The sequence below is a fragment of the Roseococcus thiosulfatophilus genome (genome assembly GCF_017311575.1).
In the GTDB taxonomy this organism is placed as follows: Bacteria; Pseudomonadota; Alphaproteobacteria; order Acetobacterales; family Acetobacteraceae; genus Roseococcus; species Roseococcus thiosulfatophilus.
The window spans coordinates 12,087-31,770 of sequence record NZ_JAFFQY010000017.1; the positions used below are offsets into that span (position 1 = coordinate 12,087).

General features: G+C 74.5%; 10 protein-coding genes. 8 read left to right on the plus strand and 2 right to left on the minus strand.

From position 1 onward, the window contains the following. Positions 1-8: 8 nt before the first annotated feature. Positions 9-1,097: a Bug family tripartite tricarboxylate transporter substrate binding protein gene (locus JTN19_RS08535; protein WP_206931494.1), complete on the minus strand. Its 1,089-nt coding sequence runs from the start codon at positions 1,095-1,097 to the stop codon at positions 9-11. Between the two features lie 308 nt (positions 1,098-1,405). On the opposite strand from JTN19_RS08535, the gene JTN19_RS08540 reads away from it, so the two are divergent. From JTN19_RS08540 to JTN19_RS08575, 8 genes are all read left to right on the plus strand, one after another. Beyond that, positions 1,406-3,220 (plus strand): ShlB/FhaC/HecB family hemolysin secretion/activation protein, encoded by a 1,815-nt coding sequence (locus tag JTN19_RS08540; RefSeq protein WP_206931495.1) that lies wholly within the window; start codon positions 1,406-1,408, stop codon positions 3,218-3,220. Between the two features lie 78 nt (positions 3,221-3,298). After that, a complete protein-coding gene (locus tag JTN19_RS08545; protein WP_206931496.1) occupies positions 3,299-12,592 on the plus strand; it encodes a two-partner secretion domain-containing protein in 9,294 nt (3,097 codons plus the stop codon). A 3-nt stretch (positions 12,593-12,595) separates the two neighbouring features. After that, positions 12,596-15,637, plus strand: coding sequence for a CHAT domain-containing tetratricopeptide repeat protein (locus JTN19_RS08550; protein ID WP_206931497.1), 3,042 nt, complete (start codon positions 12,596-12,598; stop codon positions 15,635-15,637). A 114-nt stretch (positions 15,638-15,751) separates the two neighbouring features. Then, positions 15,752-15,916, plus strand: coding sequence for a DUF3309 family protein (locus JTN19_RS08555; protein WP_184383574.1), 165 nt, complete (start codon positions 15,752-15,754; stop codon positions 15,914-15,916). Between the two features lie 2 nt (positions 15,917-15,918). Continuing rightward, complete coding sequence (locus JTN19_RS08560; protein ID WP_206931498.1) at positions 15,919-16,335, plus strand: Rap1a/Tai family immunity protein; 417 nt, start codon at positions 15,919-15,921, stop codon at positions 16,333-16,335. Between the two features lie 11 nt (positions 16,336-16,346). Beyond that, on the plus strand, positions 16,347-16,628 hold the full coding sequence (locus tag JTN19_RS08565) for a glycine zipper domain-containing protein (protein ID WP_206931499.1): 282 nt from the start codon (positions 16,347-16,349) through the stop codon (positions 16,626-16,628). 34 nt (positions 16,629-16,662) lie between these two features. After that, positions 16,663-17,169: an OmpA family protein gene (locus JTN19_RS08570; protein ID WP_206931500.1), complete on the plus strand. Its 507-nt coding sequence runs from the start codon at positions 16,663-16,665 to the stop codon at positions 17,167-17,169. 663 nt (positions 17,170-17,832) lie between these two features. Then, entirely contained in the window at positions 17,833-18,750 is a 918-nt protein-coding gene (locus tag JTN19_RS08575) for an HpcH/HpaI aldolase/citrate lyase family protein (protein WP_206931501.1), read from the plus strand. Here JTN19_RS08575 and JTN19_RS08580 read toward each other — a convergent pair. Then, complete coding sequence (locus JTN19_RS08580) at positions 18,707-19,483, minus strand: GntR family transcriptional regulator (protein ID WP_206931502.1); 777 nt, start codon at positions 19,481-19,483, stop codon at positions 18,707-18,709. The two genes, JTN19_RS08575 and JTN19_RS08580, sit on opposite strands and share 44 nt — an antisense overlap. Between the last annotated feature and the right edge of the window lie 201 nt (positions 19,484-19,684).

Sequence of the window (19,684 nt, forward strand, 5' to 3'; positions counted from 1 at the left end):
GCCGCGCATCAGAAGCGCACGTTGTGGTTCGTCGTCAGGTAGTTCCGCACCCATTCCCGCGCGTCGGGCGCGATGGTGGTGCCCAGGCGGTAGAGGGGCCCGATCGCGTCGCCCGTCGCCTGCTCGTATTCGCCCAGCGCCGCGTCCTTGTTCGCGAGCAGTTCAGGGTCGGTCATCATCGAGGCGAAGGCGGCCTTGTAGGTCTCCACGATGTTGGCCGGCGTGTTGGGCGGCAGCATGACGGGCTTCTGGGCCGCGAAGCCCGCGGTGGCGAAGGCCAGGTAGGCGTCATAGGCGACACCCGAGGGCTTGCGCCCGTGCATCATCTCATAGGCTTCGGTGAAGTGCGGGATGTCGGGGAAGGTCGGGTCGCGCTGCGGCACGCCCTGGGCGTCCACCACGCCCCAGGAAAACAGCGGCACGGCGTTGCCCGCCTGCACCATGGGCACGACCTGGCGCAGATAGGCGGAGCTGGTCTGGTAGTCGATGCTGGCCTCGCCGCGCTCCAGCGCGAGGCGCCCCTCGCCGCGGCCGCGCATGCCGAAGACGTGGCGCACGCGCAGGCCCAGCGCCTCGAAGGCCAGCATGGGCACGACGTCGAGCGAGGTCGCCCCCTGGCTGGCATAGACCAGCTCCTGCCCGCGCAGCTTGCCGAGTTCGGCCGCGTTGGCCACGCCGAAGCGCGCCGGCAGGTAGCACACGCCCCCGGTGGGCGAGACGAAGACGGGCGGCATGTTGGCGTAGGTGAAGCGCACCCGCCGGTCGCCCAGCAGGAAGGGCACCTGGGTGGAACCGGAGGTGCCGATGAAGCTCATCCCGTCCGGCCGCGCGCGCGCGTAGAAGTCGTTGGTGCCGGTGATGGAGCCGCCGCCCGGCACGTTGCGGATGATGACGCTGGGCCGGCCCGGCATGTGGCGCGACAGGAAGGGGGCGAGGAAGCGCGCCCACACATCGCTGCCGCCGCCCTCGGCGAAGGGGATCACCCATTCCAGCGTGCGGCCGCTGAAATCCACGCGCGCCTGGGCCTGCGCCGCGACGGGGGCTGAGGCGAGGGCCGCGCCGCCGGCCATCAGGGTGCGGCGGGTGATGGGGGTCATGATGGAGGTCTCCCTGAAATCGGTTTCTTGCCCTGGCCGGCGCGCCGGCGGGCTTTGTGGCAGGGTTGCCGGGCGGATGCGCCAGGGTCAAGCCAGGATTGCATGTGGCCCGCGGCTCGGCACGTCCGGTCATATCAGGCACGGAGCGAGGGCGGGCACGCAGAAAACGCCACCATGGGTTGAAGTGCGGCCGAGGTGCCCGGGACGTACACTTTGGACGTGTCTTCCCATTGCGCTTCTGTAGAATAACGCCAGTCTGACGTATTACTTGTGTAACAGGCGCCGAATGTTGCGGATAAGCTGAGGCGATGCGGGGGGTGCCGATGGGGGGTTCGCGAGTTTGCCTGTGGCGCGGCCGCCCTGGCGTCGCGCCGTGCCGAAATCTGGCCCTGGCCGCCATCGTCGCGGCCCTGCCGGTCATCGCCCAGGCCCAGCCCGCGCCGCCCGCCATCGCGCCGCAGGAGGTGCTGCGCGACATCGCGCCCCCCACCCCGCCCCGCCTCTCCCCCGGCCTGCAGGGCCCGGCCATCACGGCGACACCCATCGCGCCGGGCGCGCCCGATGTGCGGATCGCCCGCGTCAGCGTCAGCGGCAACGAGACCCTGCCCAGCGCGCGGCTCGAACGCCATGTCGCGGGGCTGGCGGGCCGCCAGGTCAGCCAGGCCGAGATCGAGGCCGCGCGCATCGCGGTCCTGACCGAGTATCGCCAGGCCGGCTATCCCTTCGTCAGCGTGGCCATCACCGGCGAGCCCGCCGCGGAGGGCTTCGACCTGCGCGTGACGGTGCGCGAGGGGCGCATCGCGCGCGTGCGCCTCAGCCAGGACATCGGCCCCGCCGGCGTGCAGGTGCTGCGCTTCCTCCAAGGCGCGGTGTCGGAGGGTGCCGCCTCGGTCGCGCAAATCGAGCGCGCGCTGCTGCTGGCGGGCGACGTGCCCGGCGTGACCGTGCGCGGCGTGCTGCGCCCGCTGGAAGGCGGCGTGGCGGGGGAGCTGGAATTGCTGGCCGACGTCTCCCGCCGTCCCTTCTCGGGTCTGCTGACGGTGGACAACCGCGGCTTCCGCCTGACGGGGCCGGTGCAGTTCCTGGCCCTGGCGCAGGGCAATTCCTTCACCTCGCTGGGCGAACGGACGGAAGCCGCCTTCTTCACCTCGGCCGAGGCGGAATCCCTCTTCGGCCAGGCGACGACGGAATTCTTCGTGGGCAGCTCCGGCCTGCGGGTGCGGCTCTATGCGGGGGCGGGGCGCACCACGCCCAGCGGGCCGCTGGCCGAGATCGGCTATGCGGGATTCACCACCACGGCGGGCGTGGCGCTCTCCTACCCCGTCATCCGCAGCCGCGCCATGAACCTGACGGTCGGCGCGCAGTTCGACATCTTCGACAACACGGTGGACACGGGCTCGGCGCCGGCGGTGCGGGCCAGCCATGACAGCCTGCGCGTGCTGCGCGCGGGCTTCGACGGGAATTTCCGCGACACGCTGCTCTCCTTCGCGCCCGCGGCCGCCACGACGCAGGGCTTCGTGCGGCTGCACCAGGGCATCGCGGCGCTGGGCGCCACGCGCGCGGGCAGCCTGCCCGGCCCCTCGCGCCGCGGCAGCGAAGCGGGCTTCACCAAGATCTCGGGCGAGCTGACGCGCACCCAGCCGCTCTTCGCCATCGGCGAGAACGCGCTGTTCAGCCTGCAGGGCACCCTGGCCGGGCAATGGAGCGATGCTGTGCTGCCGGCCGCCGAGAAATACTTCCTGGGCGGCAACCGCATCGGCCGCGGCTTCTACACGGGCCAGGTGAGCGGCGACCGCGCGGTGGCCATCGCGCTGGAGGCGCAGCTCGACCTGCGCCTGCCCGACTTCACGCTGGAATTCACGCCGGGCCAGCCCACCGAGATCCGGCACAGCGCGCAGTTCTACATGTTCTACGATGCGGGCCGGACCTACGAGAACCTGCCCACCGACCCCGACCGCCGCGTGGAATCCTTCGGCGGCGGCATACGCACCGTGTTCAACGACGTGTTCCACTTCGACATCGAGGCCGTGCACCGCATCACCCGCCGCGTGGATGCGGGCGGCGCCGCGGTGCCGCCGCTCGCCGCCACGGCGGGCTATGCGCGGGCCCTGATGCGTTTCTGAGCCGAGACCCAACCCTTCCGCCCCCGGCCAGGACGGCCGCGGCCCGACGCTGGAGCAAGACGCATGGGGAAGCAGAGCATGGCGCATAAGGGCCCGCGGATGACGGCCTGGGCCTCTCCCCGCCTGCTGCTGCTGGGCACCACCGCCCTGCTGCCGCTGGGCCTGCCGGCCCCCGCCCAGGCCCAGGCGCCCACCGCCGTGCCCACGGGCGGCCGGGTCACGGCCGGCCAGGCGCAAATCCAGCAGCAGGGCACCCGCACGCAGATCACCCAGGGCAGCGACCGCGCGGTGATCGACTGGCAGCGCTTCGACGTGGGGCGCGACGCCACGGTCAACTTCACCCAGCCCAGCCAGAATGCCTGGACGCTGAACCGGGTGAACACGCCCGACCCCTCCATGATCGCGGGGCGCATCACCGCCAATGGCGGGGTCGCCATCGTGAACCCCTCGGGCGTGGTCTTCGCGGAGGGCGCGCAGGTGAATGTCGGCTCGCTGGTGGCGAGCGCGGCGGGCATCACGAACCAGAACTTCATGGCCGGGCGGATGGTCTTCGACGGCACGCCCAACCCGGGCGCGCGCGTGGAGAACCGCGGCCAGATCACGGTGGCCGAGCGTGGCCTCGCCGCCCTGGTGGCGCCCGGCGCGGCCAACCAGGGCGCCATCCGCGCGCGGCTGGGCACGGCCATCGTGGCGGGGGCCGAAACCTATCGCCTCGACCTCGCGGGCGATGGGCTGCTGTCCATCGAGGTGACGCAGGCGGTGCGCCAGGCGCCCGGCGGCGGCACGGCGCTGGTGACCAATTCGGGCGTGATCGCGGCCGAGGGCGGGCAGGTCATCCTCACCGCGCAGGCGGCGAGCGGCCTTGTCGAACAGGTCGTCCGCAACACGGGCCAGGTGACGGGCGCGCGCGTGGCCATCGAAGGCCGGGGCGGCGAGGTCGCCATCGCGGCCGGCGCGGTGACGGCGCCGGGCGGGCGGGTGGACATCACGGCCCCCGGCGCGGGGGTGACGGTGGCGGCGGGCGCGCGCGTCTCGGCCTCCGGTGCCACGGGCGGCGGCCAGGTGCGGGTGGGCGGCAATGGCACGGCGCGCACGCGCGTCGAGGGCCGGGTCGCCGCACGCGGCACGGGGCCGAACGCGCGCGGCGGCCGCGTGGCCGTGCAGGCGACCGAGCGCGTGACGGTGGCGGCGGGTGCCACGGTGGATGCCTCCGGCGCTGCCGGCGGCGGCGAGGCGCTGGTCGGCACCACCGGCCTCGGCCGCGCGCAGACCATGGCGCGCGAGACGCTGCTGGAGGCGGGCGCCACGGTGCGCGCGGACGCGACCGAGGCCGGGCCGGGCGGCGTCATCGTCGTGAACAGCGCCGAGCGCACGGCGATGGCGGCGCAGCTTTCGGCGCGCGGCGGCCCGCAGGGCGGCGATGGCGGCTTCGTCGAGGTCTCGGGCATGCAGGGCCTGACGCTGAACTTCGCGCGGGTGGATGTGGGCGCGGGGCCGGGTGGGGCCGCGGGGACGCTGCTGATAGACCCGCGCAACATCATCGTGCGCGACACGCCGGCGGCCGACGCCACCGAACAGGACGGCGCCCTGGCGGGCGGCGGCTTCACCACCGATGGCGCGGGCGGCGACCCCACCACCATCATCATCACCCCGGCCGACATCGCGGGCTTCGCCGGCAATGTGACGCTGGAGGCGCAGGACAGCCTGGTAGTGGCGAGCGCCATCACCATGCCCGCCAATTCCCTGACGCTGCGGACGACGAATTTCGGCGGCACGGGCATCGAGGTCTCCGCCCCCATCTCCGTGCTGACGGGCAGCCTGACGCTCACCTCCAACAGCGACATCGTGGTCAACGCCAACCTGTCGGCGAGTGGCGGCGTGAACCTGAACGCCACCTTCGGCATCACGGGCACGGGCGGCGTCACCACGCCCGGCACGCTGCGCGTGCGCGGCTTCGACGGGACCGACGCCTCGGCCGCGCAGGGGTTGAACCTGACGGGCACGCATGACGTGGGGGCGCTGGACGTGCGGGGCCTCGACGCCTTCGTCTCCTTCGCGCAGGTGGCCCCGCTGGTCGTGACCCGGATGGAGGTGGGCGCGGGCGGGGTCGCGGAGCTGGGCTCGGACGGGCTGATCTCGGGCGGCAACGTCACGGCGGGCGACCTCGTCATCCGTGGCGCGGCGCTGGGCACAAGCCGCGCGGGCGGGCTGGCTCTCACGGGGACCAATGCCGTGGCGCGGCTCGACGCGCGCACGGCCGATGCGGCGCTGACCTTCGCGCAGGCGGGCGGCTTCGCGGTGGTGCAGGCCGATGCGGGCGAGGGCGATGTCACCCTGGGCTCGGGCGGGATCATCTCGGGCGGCGGCGTGGTCGCGGGCACCCTGACCGTGCGCGACGCCGCGCTCGACCTGACGGATGGCCGCGCGGGCGGGCTGGACATCAGCGGCACCAACGTCATCGCCAGGCTCGACGCGCGCACGGACAACGCGGCGCTGGCCTTCGTACAGACCAAGGGCTTCGACGTGCTGCAGGCCAATGCGCGCACGGGCGCCGGCCTGGGCGCGGGCGATGCGGGCGGCGCGGTGGAACTCGTCGCCACCAATGCCGACAGCGTGGTGCTGGTGCGCGCGGATGGCCATGTGCAGGGCGGCAGCATCCGCCTCCAGGCGGGCGCGGAGCTCAGCCTCCTGGGCCCGGTGCTCAGCGTCGCGCCGCCGCTGGACTTCGCCCAGGGCCACATCACCCTCGCCACCACCGCGGCCGACGGCCGGATCGTGCAGGGCGCGGGCGGGACCGTCACGGCGGCCGATGCGCGCTCCATCGTGATGACGGCCGATGTGCTGACGCTGGCCGCGAACATGAGCGCGGGCGCATCGGGCCTGGTGGAATTCAACCGGCTGAGTCCCGGCCGCATCACCATCGGGCTGGGCGGCCCCGGCGCCACGGCGTTCAACCCGGCCGAGCTCGCCACCTTCCTCGGCACCGGGCATCTGCGCCTGGTGGCCTCCCAGGCCGTGCAGGTGCTGGCGGACCTGACCCGCACCACGGGCGAGCTGACGCTGCGCGCCACCTCCGCCACGGGCACGACCATCGCGGTGGACGCCGCGGTGAACGCGGGCGCGAACCCCGTGAACCTGGAGACGCCGGGCGGCATCCTGGGCATCGGCGTCATCACCACCAGCAACCTGGTGGCGCGCGGCGATGGCGACATCCTCTCGCGCGCGGGCAGCGTGAACCTCTCGGGCGACAACCAGGCCGTCCGCCTGAACGCACGCACCGATGGCGGCGACATCGCGTTCCGCAACGCCGCCAACCTGCGCGTGACGCGCATTGACGCCCTGGGCGGCACGGGCGGGGGCGCCGTCGGCATCACGCTGGCCGGGGCGGGGCTGCTGCTGGAGGTGGCGAACGACATCTCGGCCGGGCAGCTCACGATGCTGGCCGACAACATGGCCATCGCGACGGGCGCGCCCGCGCTGATCGTGCCGGGCGGGTCCGTGCGGCTGCTGCCCTTCACGGCGGGGCGCGCCATCACGCTGGGGGGCGAGGTGGCGGGCACGCTCTCGCTCTCCACCGCCGAGCTTGCCGCCATCGGCGGCGCAGGCGTGGACGGGACCACCAACCCCGCCACGGTGCTGCGCATCGGCGCCGGGCCGTCGGGCGACATCCGGGCGGGCGACGTCACGGTGGCGGGCGATGTGGACCTCGGCGGGCGCGTGCTGGCGCTGGAGATCTTCGCGGGCGGCGACCTCACGGGCGCGGGCGCCATCACGGTGGGCGATTTCGGCGCGGTGGCGGGGGGGAACCTCGTGCTGGACGGCGCCAATGCCGTGGCGCGCCTCGCCGGCATCACCGACACGACGCTGGTGAATGGCCAGGCGCTCGGGGCGGTGTCGCTCTGGGGCGGCACGCGCAATTCGGACCCGCTGGGCCTGGCCCCGGCGCGCGAGACGGACCGGGTGGAGTTCCGCAACACCGCACCCGCGCTGACGGTGGCCGGCTCGGTGCTGGCCTCGGGCAGCGGCGGCCTCGTGCTGACGCAGACGGGTGACCTGACGGTGAACGCCAACCGCTGGATCGCCGCCGAGGCCGGGACCTTGCAGGTCAATGTGACGGGCAGCCTCACCAACAACGGCACCCTGGTCGCGGCGCCCATCGCGCTGAACGCGGGCGGGCCGGATTCCTACGTCCTGGCCGGCGGCGGCACCAACAACGGCACCATCGCGCTCGGCCTCGACGCCACGCCCGCGCCGGATGGCACGCGCATCTCGGGCATCGCCACCAACAACGGCCTGATGGTGGCGCGGACCATCGCGGGTATCACGGACAATGCCGGCGCCCTCATCACCGGCACGGGCATCGCCGGACAGTTCGGGACCGTCTTCGTGGGCGACCGGACCGTGGCCGGCGCGCTGGTCAACACGGGCACCATCATCGGCGACGTCACGGCCGATTCCATCGAGAACCAGGCCGGGGGGCGCATCCTGGGCGGCACCATCCGCGCCACCGCGGGCGACATCGCCAATGCGGGCGTCATGCTGGGCACCGCCATCGAGGCCCAGGGTAGCGTGCTGCAGAACGGCGGCAGCATGGGCGCGGGCGGCGGCACCGCCACCGCCGAATTCAGCCTGACCTCCGCGCAGGCGCGCACGGGCGCCCTGACCGGCGCCGCCGCGCCCGCGACGCCACCCGCCACCGTGACGGAGACGCTCGGCGCCACGGCCACCATCCGCGCCGAGACGGGCGACATCACCCAGGCCGGCGGCGCCTGGGTGGCGGCGCCGGACAGCCTCTCGCTGCCCGGCGGCGGCACGCTGCACTTCATCGCGGCGGCGGGCGACATCACGCAGACCGGCGGCACCATCACCGCGCCGGGCCTGACCGCGCGCGCCGAGGGGCTGATCCGGCTTGACCAGGCGGGCAACAGCTTCGCGCGGATCGGCGTCTCGCCCGGCAGCCTGCCCGCCTTCCCCGACGCCCCCGCCATGGGCGCCTTCGGCATCGGCACCGCGACGGGCGAGGTGCGCCTCACGACCCAGGCCACCACGCTGACGGTGGAGGCCGGGGGCGGCATCCGCGCCGGCACCGATGCGCTGCTGCGCGTGGAGGGTGGCGGCCTCGTGGTGGATGCGCCCATCCGGGTGGGGGCGACGCGCAGCCTGACCCTGCTCGCGGACGACATGGCGCTCAATGCCGTCGCGGGCGGCATGACGCTGGTGGCGCCCGGCGGCACGGTGCGGCTGCAGGCGCTTACGACGGGGCGCGCCATCACGCTGGGAACCGAGGTCGCCGGCACCCTCTCGCTCACCAGCGCGGAGCTGGCGCGCATCGGCGGCACGGGCGCCAATGGCGCGACCGACGCGGCGCAGCGCCTTCGCATCGGCGGGGACGCGGCCGGCGCCATCACCATCACCGGCGATGTGCTGCTGCGCCAGGATGTCGGGCCCAGCGACGCCGCGAGCCTCACCGCCGCCATCGGCGGGGCGCGCGTTGCCGCCCTCGAACTCGTCTCCGGCGGGGGCATCACGCAGGATGCGGGCACGCGCGTGAACGTCGCGGGTCTCGCCGCGCGCGGCCTCGGCGGCGATGTGCTGCTGCATGACGGCGCGGCACCAGGTGCGGCCAGCGGCAACGCGATAGACCGCATCATCGCCGGCACGGAGGCTGGCACCCTGCTCACCCCCGGCGCGGAGCGCACCCAGGACGGGCTGCGGGCCAGCGGGAACCTGACCCTGTCCACCTGGCGCAGCCTGGCGGTGGAGGCGCCGGTCAGCGCCGGGGGTGACGCGGTGCTGCGCGTGGCGCCGGGCGCGGGCCCGGGGCCGGCCGGCGTGCTGACCGTGGACAACAGCATCACGGTGGGCGGCGGCCGGTCGTTGACCCTCATCGCCGATGACATGGCGCTGGGCGCCGTCGCGGGGGGCATGACGCTGGTGGCGCCGGCTGGCGCGGTGCGCCTCATGCCCTTCACCACCGGGCGCGGCGTGACGCTGGGCGATGACGGGGCGGGCACCCTCTCCCTCACCTGGGCGGAGCTGTGGGGGATCGGCGGCTCGGGCGCGGATGGGCGGACCGACCCCGCCTCCGTGCTGCGCATCGGCGCGCTGGACGGAAACACGGTGGGCGACATCGCCGTGCCGGGCGCCGTGGACCTGTCCCACCGGCTGGGGGCGCTGGAACTCTACGCGGACGGGTCCATCACGGGCTCGGGCGGCATCCGGGTCCGTGATCTCGGCGCCGTGGCGGGGCGCGACCTCGTGCTGGACGGCGACAATTCGGTAGAGCGCCTCGCGCCGCTGACCGATGTGGGCACGGTGAATGGCGTGGCCCCCAGCCTGATCTCGCTCTGGGGCGGGACGCGCAACTCGGACCCGCTGGCGCGGCAGCCCGACCGGCTGGAGTTCCGCTCCTTGGGTGGGGGTGGGACATTCGATGTCGAGGGATCGGTGCTGGCCTCGGGCAGCGGGGGGCTGCGCCTGTTTGTCGCCTATAACACCATCAGGATCCCGCAGAACCGCTGGGTGACCGCCGAAGCCGGCACGGTCTCCGTCGTTGGCGTGGGCGTAATCAACGAGGGAGGGATCTACGCGCAGGACCTCTCGGGCGGCACCGTCCAGAGCGGCCTCATGGGCTCGTTCGAGAACACCGGCACGATCATCCTGGGCTGCGGCTGCAATCCTGCCGACACCTCCACGATCCAAGCGCAGCACGGAGTGAGAAATAGCGGGCTGATCGTCGCGGGCAGCATCTTCGCGGGCCGGGGTTACTTGAACAACGCCGTCGGCGGCGAGCTGCGCGCGCACCACATCCATGCGAGTGACGGCCTCGTCAATACCGGCCTGTTGGCGGCGGACGAGATTGTCAGCGGTCTCTTCAATGCCGGCACCCTGGTCGCCGGGACGATCAGGGGCGGCTTCAGCAACTACAGCCTGCTCGCCGCCACGGAGATTCAGGGCGGGGGAATACTGAACCAGGGCCTGCTCGTGACCGAGGGCGCGACCGTCCCGAGCCTGGTCAACCAGGCCGGGGCGCGGATCGAAAACGGGACGGGGCAGATCGCGCTCAACCTGGCCATGCCCGATGCCCGGGCCGCGGCGCTGGCGGGCACGCCCGCCCCCAGCGGGGGGGCGCTGGTGCTGGGCACCACAAGGGGCGGCGACCTCGCACTCCAGACGACCCAGGGCGGGCTGAGCAATGCCGGGGCCATCGAGGCGGACGGGGCCGCGCGCCTCCACGCCGCGGGCGACCTCGCCCTCACCGCCGGGTCGGTTCAAGCCGGAGGCGGCCTGGAACTGTCGGCGGGGCAGGATGTGCTGCAGTCGGGCGGCAGCCTGCTGGCCGGCGGGGCGCTGCGCCTCATGGCCGGACGCGACGCGCTGCAGACCGGCGGCACCGCGCAGGCGGCCAGCCTGGGCGATGCGGGCGCCGCCCTTACCATCGGGCGCGACCTGGACTGGCGGGTGACGACGCCCGAGCTCTTCGCCATCACCGCCGGGCGCCGCGTCGATCTGCACGTGGCGGGCGGGCCCGTGGCGCTGCGGGGCAACCTCCAGGCCACGGGGGGCGACATGGCGCTGGTGGTGCCCGATGGCACGCTGTCGCTGGACCCCGGGGTTTCCGTCGTCGCCGGCGCCGCCCTGACGCTGGAGACGGGCGGCGCCCTTGTGGCCCCGCAGGCCAGCCTCACGGCCGGGGGCGACATGGTGCTTACGGCGCCAGGCACACTGGAGCTGGGCGACGTCACCGCGCAGGCGGGCGGCGCGCTGACGGCGCTGGCGGGCGGGGCCTTCGAGCTGCGCGGCGGGGGGCTCTTCGCGGGTGGCGGGCTGTTGGCGCGGTCGGGCGCGGGAATGGTGATGCGCGGGGGCGCCTCGGCGGGCGGTGATGTCAGGCTGGACGCCGGCACCACCCTGCTGCTGGACGCGCCGCTCAGCGCGGGCGCGGACCTCCTGCTGGTGGCGGGCGACGCCATGGCCCTGGGCGGCACGACACTCGGCTCGGCCGGCGCCCTGGAGGCGCGGGCCGGGAGCGCGATGACGTTGGGCGCGGGGTTCTCCGCCGCCAGCGGGGGTGCCCTGACGCTGGAGGCGGGCGGGGCGCTGGAGGCACCGCTGGCCACGCTCAGCGCGGGCGGGGCCATGACCCTGACGGCGGGCACGGGCCTTGCCCTTGGCGGCGGCAGCCTGACGGCCGGGCAGTCGCTCGGCCTCACGGCCGGGGCCGCGGGGGTCAGCCTGCAGGACGTGGTGGCGCGGGCCGAGGCAGGGGGCATCACCCTCGCCTCCTCCGGGGGGGTGAGCCTTCGCAACACCTCCCTCACCGCCGGCCAGGGAGTGGACCTCCAGGCGGCGGGCGACGTGGTGATGAATCCCAGCACGCTGGCCGCGGGCGGCGCGATCCACCTCGACGCCGGCGGGACGCTCGGCGTCACGGGCGGGGCCATGCAGGCCGGGCTCGGCCTGCTGCTGCGTTCGGGCGGTGGGATGCGTCTCTCCGGCGTGGCGCTCGGCGCCAGCACGGCACCCGCCGCGACGCCCGCCGAGTTCCAGCCGCTGCGGCTCGAGTCGGGGGCCGACATGTCGGTCACGGACGGCACGCTGCGCGCCGAGCGGGCGGAGCTGATTTCCGGCGGCAGCCTCACCACCGCGGGCAGCGCCTTCGCCATCGGCACGGGGCTGCTGCTGACAGCCCCGGGCGGGATCGGCCAGGCGGGCGAGGCACCGACGCAGGTGGGCGCGCTCGACCCGTCCCGCGCACCGCTGGTCATCCTGGACACCCGCCGCGGCGTGGCGGTGGTGCGCCTGCCCGATGCCCTGACGCCCGCCACCGCGGACCAGCCGGGCGTGGCGCCCACCAGCCAGCGCTGGCAGGTGGCCGGGACGCTGAACCAGCCCGGCCAGCTGCTTTTCGGGGCCGATGACGGCAGCCCGGCCACGCCCAGTTCCGCGCCGGCCGGGAACATCGCCTTCAACATGAACGCGGGGCAGCTGCCCGTCTTCGTGCTGCTCGATGGCGGGACGGCCACCGGGCGGCTGCAGGCGGGGCGCCTCGGCGTGTTCGGCCGGCCCGGCACCCCGCTCGCCACCGGCCGCGCCTTCGAGCTGCTGGGCGAGCTCGGCGGGATCGGCGGGGTGGGCGTGGCGCGGCTGGGGCAGCTCGCCGGTGCCGGGCGCGGCCTCGGTCCCGATGCGCTCGGGCTGAGCCAATACCGCTTCAACGACTGCGTGATCTCGACCGTGAACTGCGTGGCGCCCGTCAGCTTCACCCTGCCCCCGGTGCCCCAGGCGAACACGCTGGTGCTGATGAACCCCCTGCCACGCCTGGATGAATCGGACGTGCTGCTGCCCAACGTCGCCGATGAGGATTACTGAGCGATGCGCCCCTTCGCCGCGCTGACCCCCGCCGCGCTGCTGGGCGCGGCCTTGCTCGGCGCCTGCGCGACGCCGCCGCCCGAGGCCTATGCGCCCCTGGTCCGTGACCGCGCCGCCCTCGAGACGCGCCCCGTCGCGGCCAATGCGCGCGGCGAGACCTGCTTCGCCCAGGCGGCGCAGGCGCCCGCCCTGGATGCGCCCGTGCGCCGCGCGGAGGAGGTCTTCTGCGGCGGCTGGACCCAGCCCTCCGCGCGCATCTACCGGATGGGCGAGGGGCTCTCCGCGTCGCAGGCGGCGGGCGGGGGCGCCTGGCGGGGCTGGCTTGAGCAGCGCTTCGCCTGCGATGCGCCGGTGGCCACCACCGTGGCCGGCGGGGCGCCGGCGCTGCTGCTGGCCTGCCGGAGGCGCTCCAGCGGGGCCGCGCATGTGGCGCTGGCCATCGAGGCGCCGGGCGGGCTGGTGCTGGCCGACGGCATTCCCGCCGCCATCCCGCCCATCGAGCAGGTGGCGACGGGGGCCACGGCCACCGGCGGGGCCGTGGCGCGCTCCGGCGCCTTGCAGATCGCGGTGGCGCGCCTGGCCGCGGACCGCACCGGCGCGGCGGACGAGGCGCTGTACGAGCGCATGATGCTGCTGGGGCGGGAGCTGAACCAGGCCGAGAACTTCGCCGCCGCCGAGGACGCCTATCGCCAGGCGCTGGCGGTGCGGGTGGCGGCGCTGGGCACCGACCAGGACCCGAGCCTCGCCACGCCCATCATGCACATCGCGCTGAACCTCTCCAACCAGGGGCGCGTGCAGGAGGCCGACCGCCTCTTCGCGCGCGCCGAGGCCCTGCTGCCCGGCGCGCCCGACCGCACGGCCGCGCCCCGGCTCGCGCAGTATCGGGCCATGCACGCGCTGAACCGCGGCGACCTCGCGGAGGCCGAGGCGGGCTTCGCCGCCGCCGAGGCCGGGTTTGCCGCGCTGGTGCCCGCCCGTGTGCGCGCCGGCACCCCGGCCGATGGCGGGCTTATGCCCGAACTGATGGAACCGCAGGCGCAGAACGCCGTGCTGGGCCTTGCGGAGAGCATCCGCTACCGCGGCGTCATCGCCTCGCGGCGCGGGGATGACGCGGCCTCGCGCGAGGGAGTGCGGCGCAGTGGCGCGGTGCTGCGGGCGGCCGGGCTCGCGCCCGCCACGCTCGAGGGAAGGCGGCTGCGCACCGAAGGCGCGCTGCTGACGCGCGCGGGGCAAAGCCTGCCCGCCGCCCAGCTGCTGGCGCAGGCGAGCGCACGGCTGGCCGCCACCCTGCCGGGCGAGCGGCCGGTGGCTTCCACCCTCTTCCTCGCCGGCCGGGAGTGGGTGGCGGCCGGGCGCACGGAGGAGGCGCTGGCCGCCTTCCGCCAGGGGGCCGCGCTGTTGCGCGAGCGGCAGATCGGCGTGGCCGTGGCCGACCTCATCCCCTACCTCGACGCGCTGGACGCGCGGGCCCGGTCCCGCCCGGCGGAGGCGCCCGCCCTGCGGGCCGAGGCCTTCGCCGCCGCCCAGCTCGCGCGGCGCAACGAGACGGCGCGCTTCCTGGCGCAGGCCAGCGCGCGCCTGGCCGCCGCCGACGGCAACCAGGCGGTGGCGGCGGCGGTGCGCCGGCGCGAGGATGCCGACATCCAGCTCCGCGCCCTGCTGACCGAGCGCGACCTGCTGCTGGCGGCGGGCCGCCCGGCCGGCGCGCTCGACCAGCGCATCGCCGCCCAGCGCGCGGCGCGCGAGGAGGCGGAGGCCGAGGCGCTGGCCGCGGCCCCGGGCTTCCGCCAGCTCCGCGACGAGGCGGTGTCGGCGGAGGCCGCGCTGGCCGTGCTGGGCCAGGGCGAGGCCATGGTGCAGTTCCTCCTGGGCCCCCGGCATTCCTATGCCCTGGCGCTGCGGCCGGGCCGGCCGGCGGCGCTGGCGCGGCTCTCCCTCACCATGGCCGAGGCCGGGCGCCTGGTCGCCGCCACGCGGGCGGCGGTGGATGGCGAGGGGCCGCAGGGCGGCCGCCTTCCCGCCTTCGACACGGCGGCGGCGGCGGCGCTGCATGCCGCGTTGCTCGGCCCCCTCGATGCCTATCTGGAAGGCACGGGCACGCTGGTGGTGGTGCCGGACGGGCCATTGCTCGCCCTGCCCTTCGCCATGCTGCTGACCGGCCCGGCCGACCCTGCCAACCTCTCGGCCGCGCCCTGGCTGATCCGCCGCCACGCCATCGTCCACGCGCCCTCGGTGCAGGCGCTGGTGCGGCTGCGCGAGGCCTCGCCGGCCAGCGCGGCCCCGCGCCCCTATATCGGCTTCGGGGATTTCCTGCCGCCCGCCGAGGCGCAGCTGCGCGCGAGCTTCCCCGCCGCCACCTGCGGCGAGGATGCGGCCGTGGCGCGCGGCCTAGGCCGCCTGCCGGGCACGCTGGGCGAGGTGCGGGTCGCGGCCTCGATCATGGGGGCCGGGGCCACGCAGGTGCTGGGCCGCGACTTCACCGCCGCCGCCGTGGCGGGGGCGGGGCTCGGCCAGTATCGCATCGTGCATTTCGCCACCCACGGGCTGCTGCCCGGTGACCTCGCCTGCCTGACCGAGCCTGCGGTGATGGTCTCGAACCCGCCCGGCGCGGCCGATGCCGCGGGCAGCTTCGTGCCGGCCAGCGCCATCATGGGCCTGCGGATGGATGCGGACCTCGCCATCCTCTCGGCCTGCAACACGGCGGGCGCGGGAACGGTGGAGGGCGCCGCCCAGGCGGCCGAGGCGCTGTCGGGGCTGGCGCGCGCCTTCTTCGTGGCGGGCGCGCGCGGTCTGCTGGCGACGCATTGGCTGGCCTCGGACGCGGCGGCGCAGTTCATCGTGCCGGTGATGCTCTCGGCCCAGAGCCAGGGCACGCCGAGTGCCGCCGCGCTGCGTGCCGCCCAACTCGCCCTGCTGACGGACCAGCCGGGGCGGCCGAGCCTGGCCCATCCCTTCTACTGGGCCCCCTTCGCCCTGCTGGGCGACGGGCGGCGTGGAGGGCCCACCAGGACCACCCAGTCCGCCCCCATCGCCAACGGGGGATAGCCAACGGCCACGCCCAAGCCGCAACCGCCTTGTTGCGGCGACGTTCTTCCCGCGAGCGCGCCACCGGCGCGCCCAGGATCAGGGCCGGGTCGGCCCCAGCGGGAGGATATGCCAATGCCAGTCGGTACCATCTTGATCATCGTCGTGGTGATCCTGCTGCTGGGTGGCTTCTCGGGCCGCATCGGTGGCTACGGCTATGGCTACGGGCATGGCAGCATGGGCGTGCTCGGCGTCGTGCTGGTCGTGCTGCTGGTCCTGCTCATTCTCGGGAGGATCTGAGCATGGCGCTTCGCCACATCGCGCTGGGCGCGGCGGCGGCGGGGTTGCTGGCCGCCGCACCCGCCACGGCGCAACCCCGCTGGGAGGGCAACCCGCCCACCCATGTCGAGACGGTGCGCGACCTCGCCCGCATGTGCGACCCCCAGCGCGGCGGAGTGCCGCGGCTGGAGGCCATCGCCTATTGCCAGGGCTACATCACGGCCGCCGTGCAGTTCCACCAGATCACGCGGCGCGGGGCGCCCCTGTTCTGCGTGCCGGGCCGTGGGCCCAGCATCGCGGAATCGGGCGTGGGCTTCGCCGCCTGGGCGCGTGACAACCGCCGATATGCCGGTGAGCCGGCGCTCGACGGGTTGCTGCGCTGGGCGCAGGTGAGTTTCCCCTGCCGCGGCCCCGGCCCCGGCCCCGGCCCGCGCCGGTGAGGAGAGAGATGATGAACATCCGAACCAAGGGCATGGGCCTCTTGATGGCGGGCGGGCTGATCCTGTCCGGCTGCGCGGGCCTTGATGACACCTCCCAGCGCACCCTGACCGGCGCGGCCGGCGGCGCCGCGGTGGGCGGCATCCTCGGCTCCTTCAGCGGCGACACGGCGCTCGGCGCGGTGCTGGGCGCGGGGGTCGGTGGCGTGGGCGGCTATCTCTACGACCAGTCGCAGCAGCCACGCTATGACCCGCGCCGCCCGCCGCCGCGCCGCGACTATCGCCGCCGCTACTGACCCCCCCCTTTTCCTCTGACCATTGGAGACGACCATGCGACGCTTCGCCCCCCTCCTGCCCGCTGCCATGCTGCTGGGCCTCGCCGCCTGCGGCGGCGCCGGCCTGACCGGCACGCAGCCCCAGCGCCCCGCCGCGCCCCCGGTGGCCTATAACCCGCCGCCGCAGACGCTCACCCAGCCCGAGGCCGATGTGCGCTGGCACCAGGTGCGCTTCGCCACCGCCAGCACGCGCCTGACCGAGAGCGACCGCGAGACCATCCGCAACGTCGCTTCCTCCATGCGGGACGAGAACGCGCTGCGCGCCACCGTGATCGGCCGCGCGGACCCCGTGGGCCGCGACCAGGCGAACATGCGCCTCTCGCGCCAGCGTGCCATGGCGGTGCGTGACGCGCTGGTCCGCGAGGGCGTGGCCCGTGACCGCATTGACACCCGCTGGACCGGCGACCGCCGCCCGCCCGCGGCCCAGGGCCCGGCCAGCACCGAGGAAGGTGGCGACCGCGTGGTGGACATCGCGCTGCAGCGGCGCGGCCAGGCGGATTGATCCCGCTTCCGCACGCGGTTGGTTCTCCTCCGCGTGCGGCCTTGGCTAAGGGTTGGAGACTCCGGCGGCGCCGCGGTCTCGACCGGCGGCGCCGCGGTCTCGACCGGCGGCGCCATGCTGGGCGGCGGCACGGCGCAGTTCTGCTCCCGCAGCGCGGTCTGGACCGCATCATGCTCGCCACGCAGCCGGCCGAGTTCCTCCCGCCGATCGGTCGTGGCGGCCATTCCGATCAACGCCGGCCAGAAGACGATCAGCCCCACCGTCAGCAGCGCCGCATCCGCATTGGCATTCTCCCGCTGGAGGTTGGCCACGCGCGCGACCTCGCCATCGAGGCGGATGCGCTCCTCCTGGAGCTGGGTGCAGTTCCAGGCGCGATAGGTATTGGGGCTGACATAGCGCGCGGTGACGTTCTCGGGCCGCGTGGCGCAGGCCGAGAGCAGCACGCCGCCGGCCAGGATGATGGAAAGGGTGGATCGGTTCATGGTCGCCTCCTTGCGAGGCCACCATCGGGACTCAACCTAAAGTCAGAATCGGACGGGCGCGGATCACGCGGAGGGCACAAGGACTGGACGTATCGCCCGCGGCCGATAGGTCCGGACAAGGCAATGTTGCCCGACCTCCCGTCGCCCCACATCATGGGACCTGATCTTTCAAGAGGTTCCCATGTCGCACGGCCCCAACCGCAGCTTCCTCTTCGCCCCGGGCGACCATCCCCGCCGGGCGGAAAAGGTGCTGGAGGTGGGCGCCGACGCCGCCATCCTGGACCTGGAGGACGCGGTGGCCGTGGCCGCGAAGCCCGGCGCGCGCGAGGCGGTGCGGTCGGCACTCGCCCGCCCCCGGCGCTGCCGCGGCTTCGTGCGGGTGAACGGCTTCGGCACCGAATGGTGCTTCGCCGATCTGCACGCCGTGGTGGGGCCGATGCTGGACGGCATCGTCCTGCCCAAGCTGGAGGATGGGGCGGAACTGGTGGCGCTGGACTGGATGCTCTCCGCGCTGGAGCGCGAGCGCGGCCTGCCCCCGCGCGGCATCGAGGTCATGCCCATCCTGGAGACGGCGCTGGGCTTCTCGCGCCTGGGTGAGCTGGCGGCGCAGGCCAGGGCGCTGGGCGGGCGGGTGAAGCGGCTGGCCTTCGGTGCGGGCGACTACACGCTGGACCTCGGCCTCGCCTGGGGGCGCGCCGAGACAGAGCTGGAGACCGCTCGCGCCGCCATCGTCCTGCACAGCCGCGCCTCGGGGCTGGAGCCGCCGATAGACACCGTCTGGATCGAGCTTGGCGATGCGGAGGGCTACGCCGCCTCCTGCGCGCGCGGGGTTTCGCTGGGCTTCCAGGGCCGGCTCTGCATCCATCCGGACCAGGTGGGCGTGGCCAATGCCGCCTTCTCGCCCCCGCCCGAGGAGGTGGCGCGCGCCGAGCGCATCATCGCCGCCTTCGCCGAGGCCGAGGCGCGGGGCCTCGCCTCCATCCAGGTGGAGGGGCGTTTCGTGGACTACCCGATCGTGGAGCGGGCGCAGCGCCTGGTGGCGCTGGCGCGGCGGATCAGGGAAGCTCCGGGATCCGCTTCAGCGTCGCCCGGTAGTTGAAGCGCGGCGCGGGGTGGGCGCCTTCGGAAATTTCATAGACACGCCCCTGCCCGTCCAAATAGCGGCGGCGGATGAGCAGGGCGGGCGTGCCGGGTTCCACCTCCAGCAGTTCCGCCTGGTGGGGCGGCACGCCGGAGGCGGCGATGTCCACCTCGATCAGGGAGGCCTGGATGCCGTAGCGCCGCTCGATCAGCGCGTAGAGCGGGCCGGGCAGCACGCCGAGATCGTCCAGCGCCTCGGCATATTCGGCGCGGATCAGCAAAGTGGTGAAGCACAGCGGCGCGGTGGTGACGCGCAGCCGGCGGATGGCCTCGACGCGCACCCAGGCCTCGCCCTCGCCGCAGCCGATCTGGGCGGCGGTCTCGGCATCGGCCTCGAATTTGCGGGCGCGCAGGACGGTCAGTCGGGTTTCCTGCGGGTATTGCAGCAGCTCCGCCATGTCCGTGATGTCCTGGACGAAGCGGTCGGGTGTCGCCAGCGCCAGGACGGTGGTGCCGCTGCCCTGGCGGCGCTGCACGAGCCCGGACTCCTCCAGCAGGCGCAGCGCCTCGCGCACCGTGTGGCGGGAGACGGCGAAGGTGGCGCACAGCTCCGTCTCGGTGGGCAGCATGGCGCCCACGGGCCAGACGCCGGCGCGCAGCTGGGCCGTCAATTCATCCGCCACCTGGCGGTAGCGCGGACGGGGGTCCGCCTGCTCGCGCTTGTTCATGTCCAGTCCCGGGCCCGTGCTCATGGGTTTTCCATACATCGGCGGGCGGGCGGGGCCAACGCAGGCCGGGCGCCCTTCCTCCGGCCCGACTTGACCGGACAAAAATGCCGGGCGCAAGCTCCCGGAATCCAAGGAGAAACCACCGCATGTCCGAGACCACTCCAAAGCCGCTGGACGGCGTTCGCGTCGTGGATGTGTCGAGCTTCCTGGCCGGCCCCTTCTGCA

Bases quoted from the DNA above. Each gene is read 5' to 3' on its own strand.
- JTN19_RS08550 (WP_206931497.1), top strand. From the start codon at position 12,596: ATGCGCCCCTTCGCCGCGCTGACCCCCGCCGCGCTGCTGGGCGCGGCC.
- JTN19_RS08540 (WP_206931495.1), top strand. From the start codon at position 1,406: ATGCGGGGGGTGCCGATGGGGGGTTCGCGAGTTTGCCTGTGGCGCGGC.
- JTN19_RS08555 (WP_184383574.1), top strand. From the start codon at position 15,752: ATGCCAGTCGGTACCATCTTGATCATCGTCGTGGTGATCCTGCTGCTG.
- JTN19_RS08575 (WP_206931501.1), top strand. From the start codon at position 17,833: ATGTCGCACGGCCCCAACCGCAGCTTCCTCTTCGCCCCGGGCGACCAT.
- JTN19_RS08560 (WP_206931498.1), top strand. From the start codon at position 15,919: ATGGCGCTTCGCCACATCGCGCTGGGCGCGGCGGCGGCGGGGTTGCTG.
- JTN19_RS08580 (WP_206931502.1), bottom strand. From the start codon at position 19,483: ATGAGCACGGGCCCGGGACTGGACATGAACAAGCGCGAGCAGGCGGAC.
- JTN19_RS08570 (WP_206931500.1), top strand. From the start codon at position 16,663: ATGCGACGCTTCGCCCCCCTCCTGCCCGCTGCCATGCTGCTGGGCCTC.
- JTN19_RS08535 (WP_206931494.1), bottom strand. From the start codon at position 1,097: ATGACCCCCATCACCCGCCGCACCCTGATGGCCGGCGGCGCGGCCCTC.
- JTN19_RS08545 (WP_206931496.1), top strand. From the start codon at position 3,299: ATGGCGCATAAGGGCCCGCGGATGACGGCCTGGGCCTCTCCCCGCCTG.
- JTN19_RS08565 (WP_206931499.1), top strand. From the start codon at position 16,347: ATGAACATCCGAACCAAGGGCATGGGCCTCTTGATGGCGGGCGGGCTG.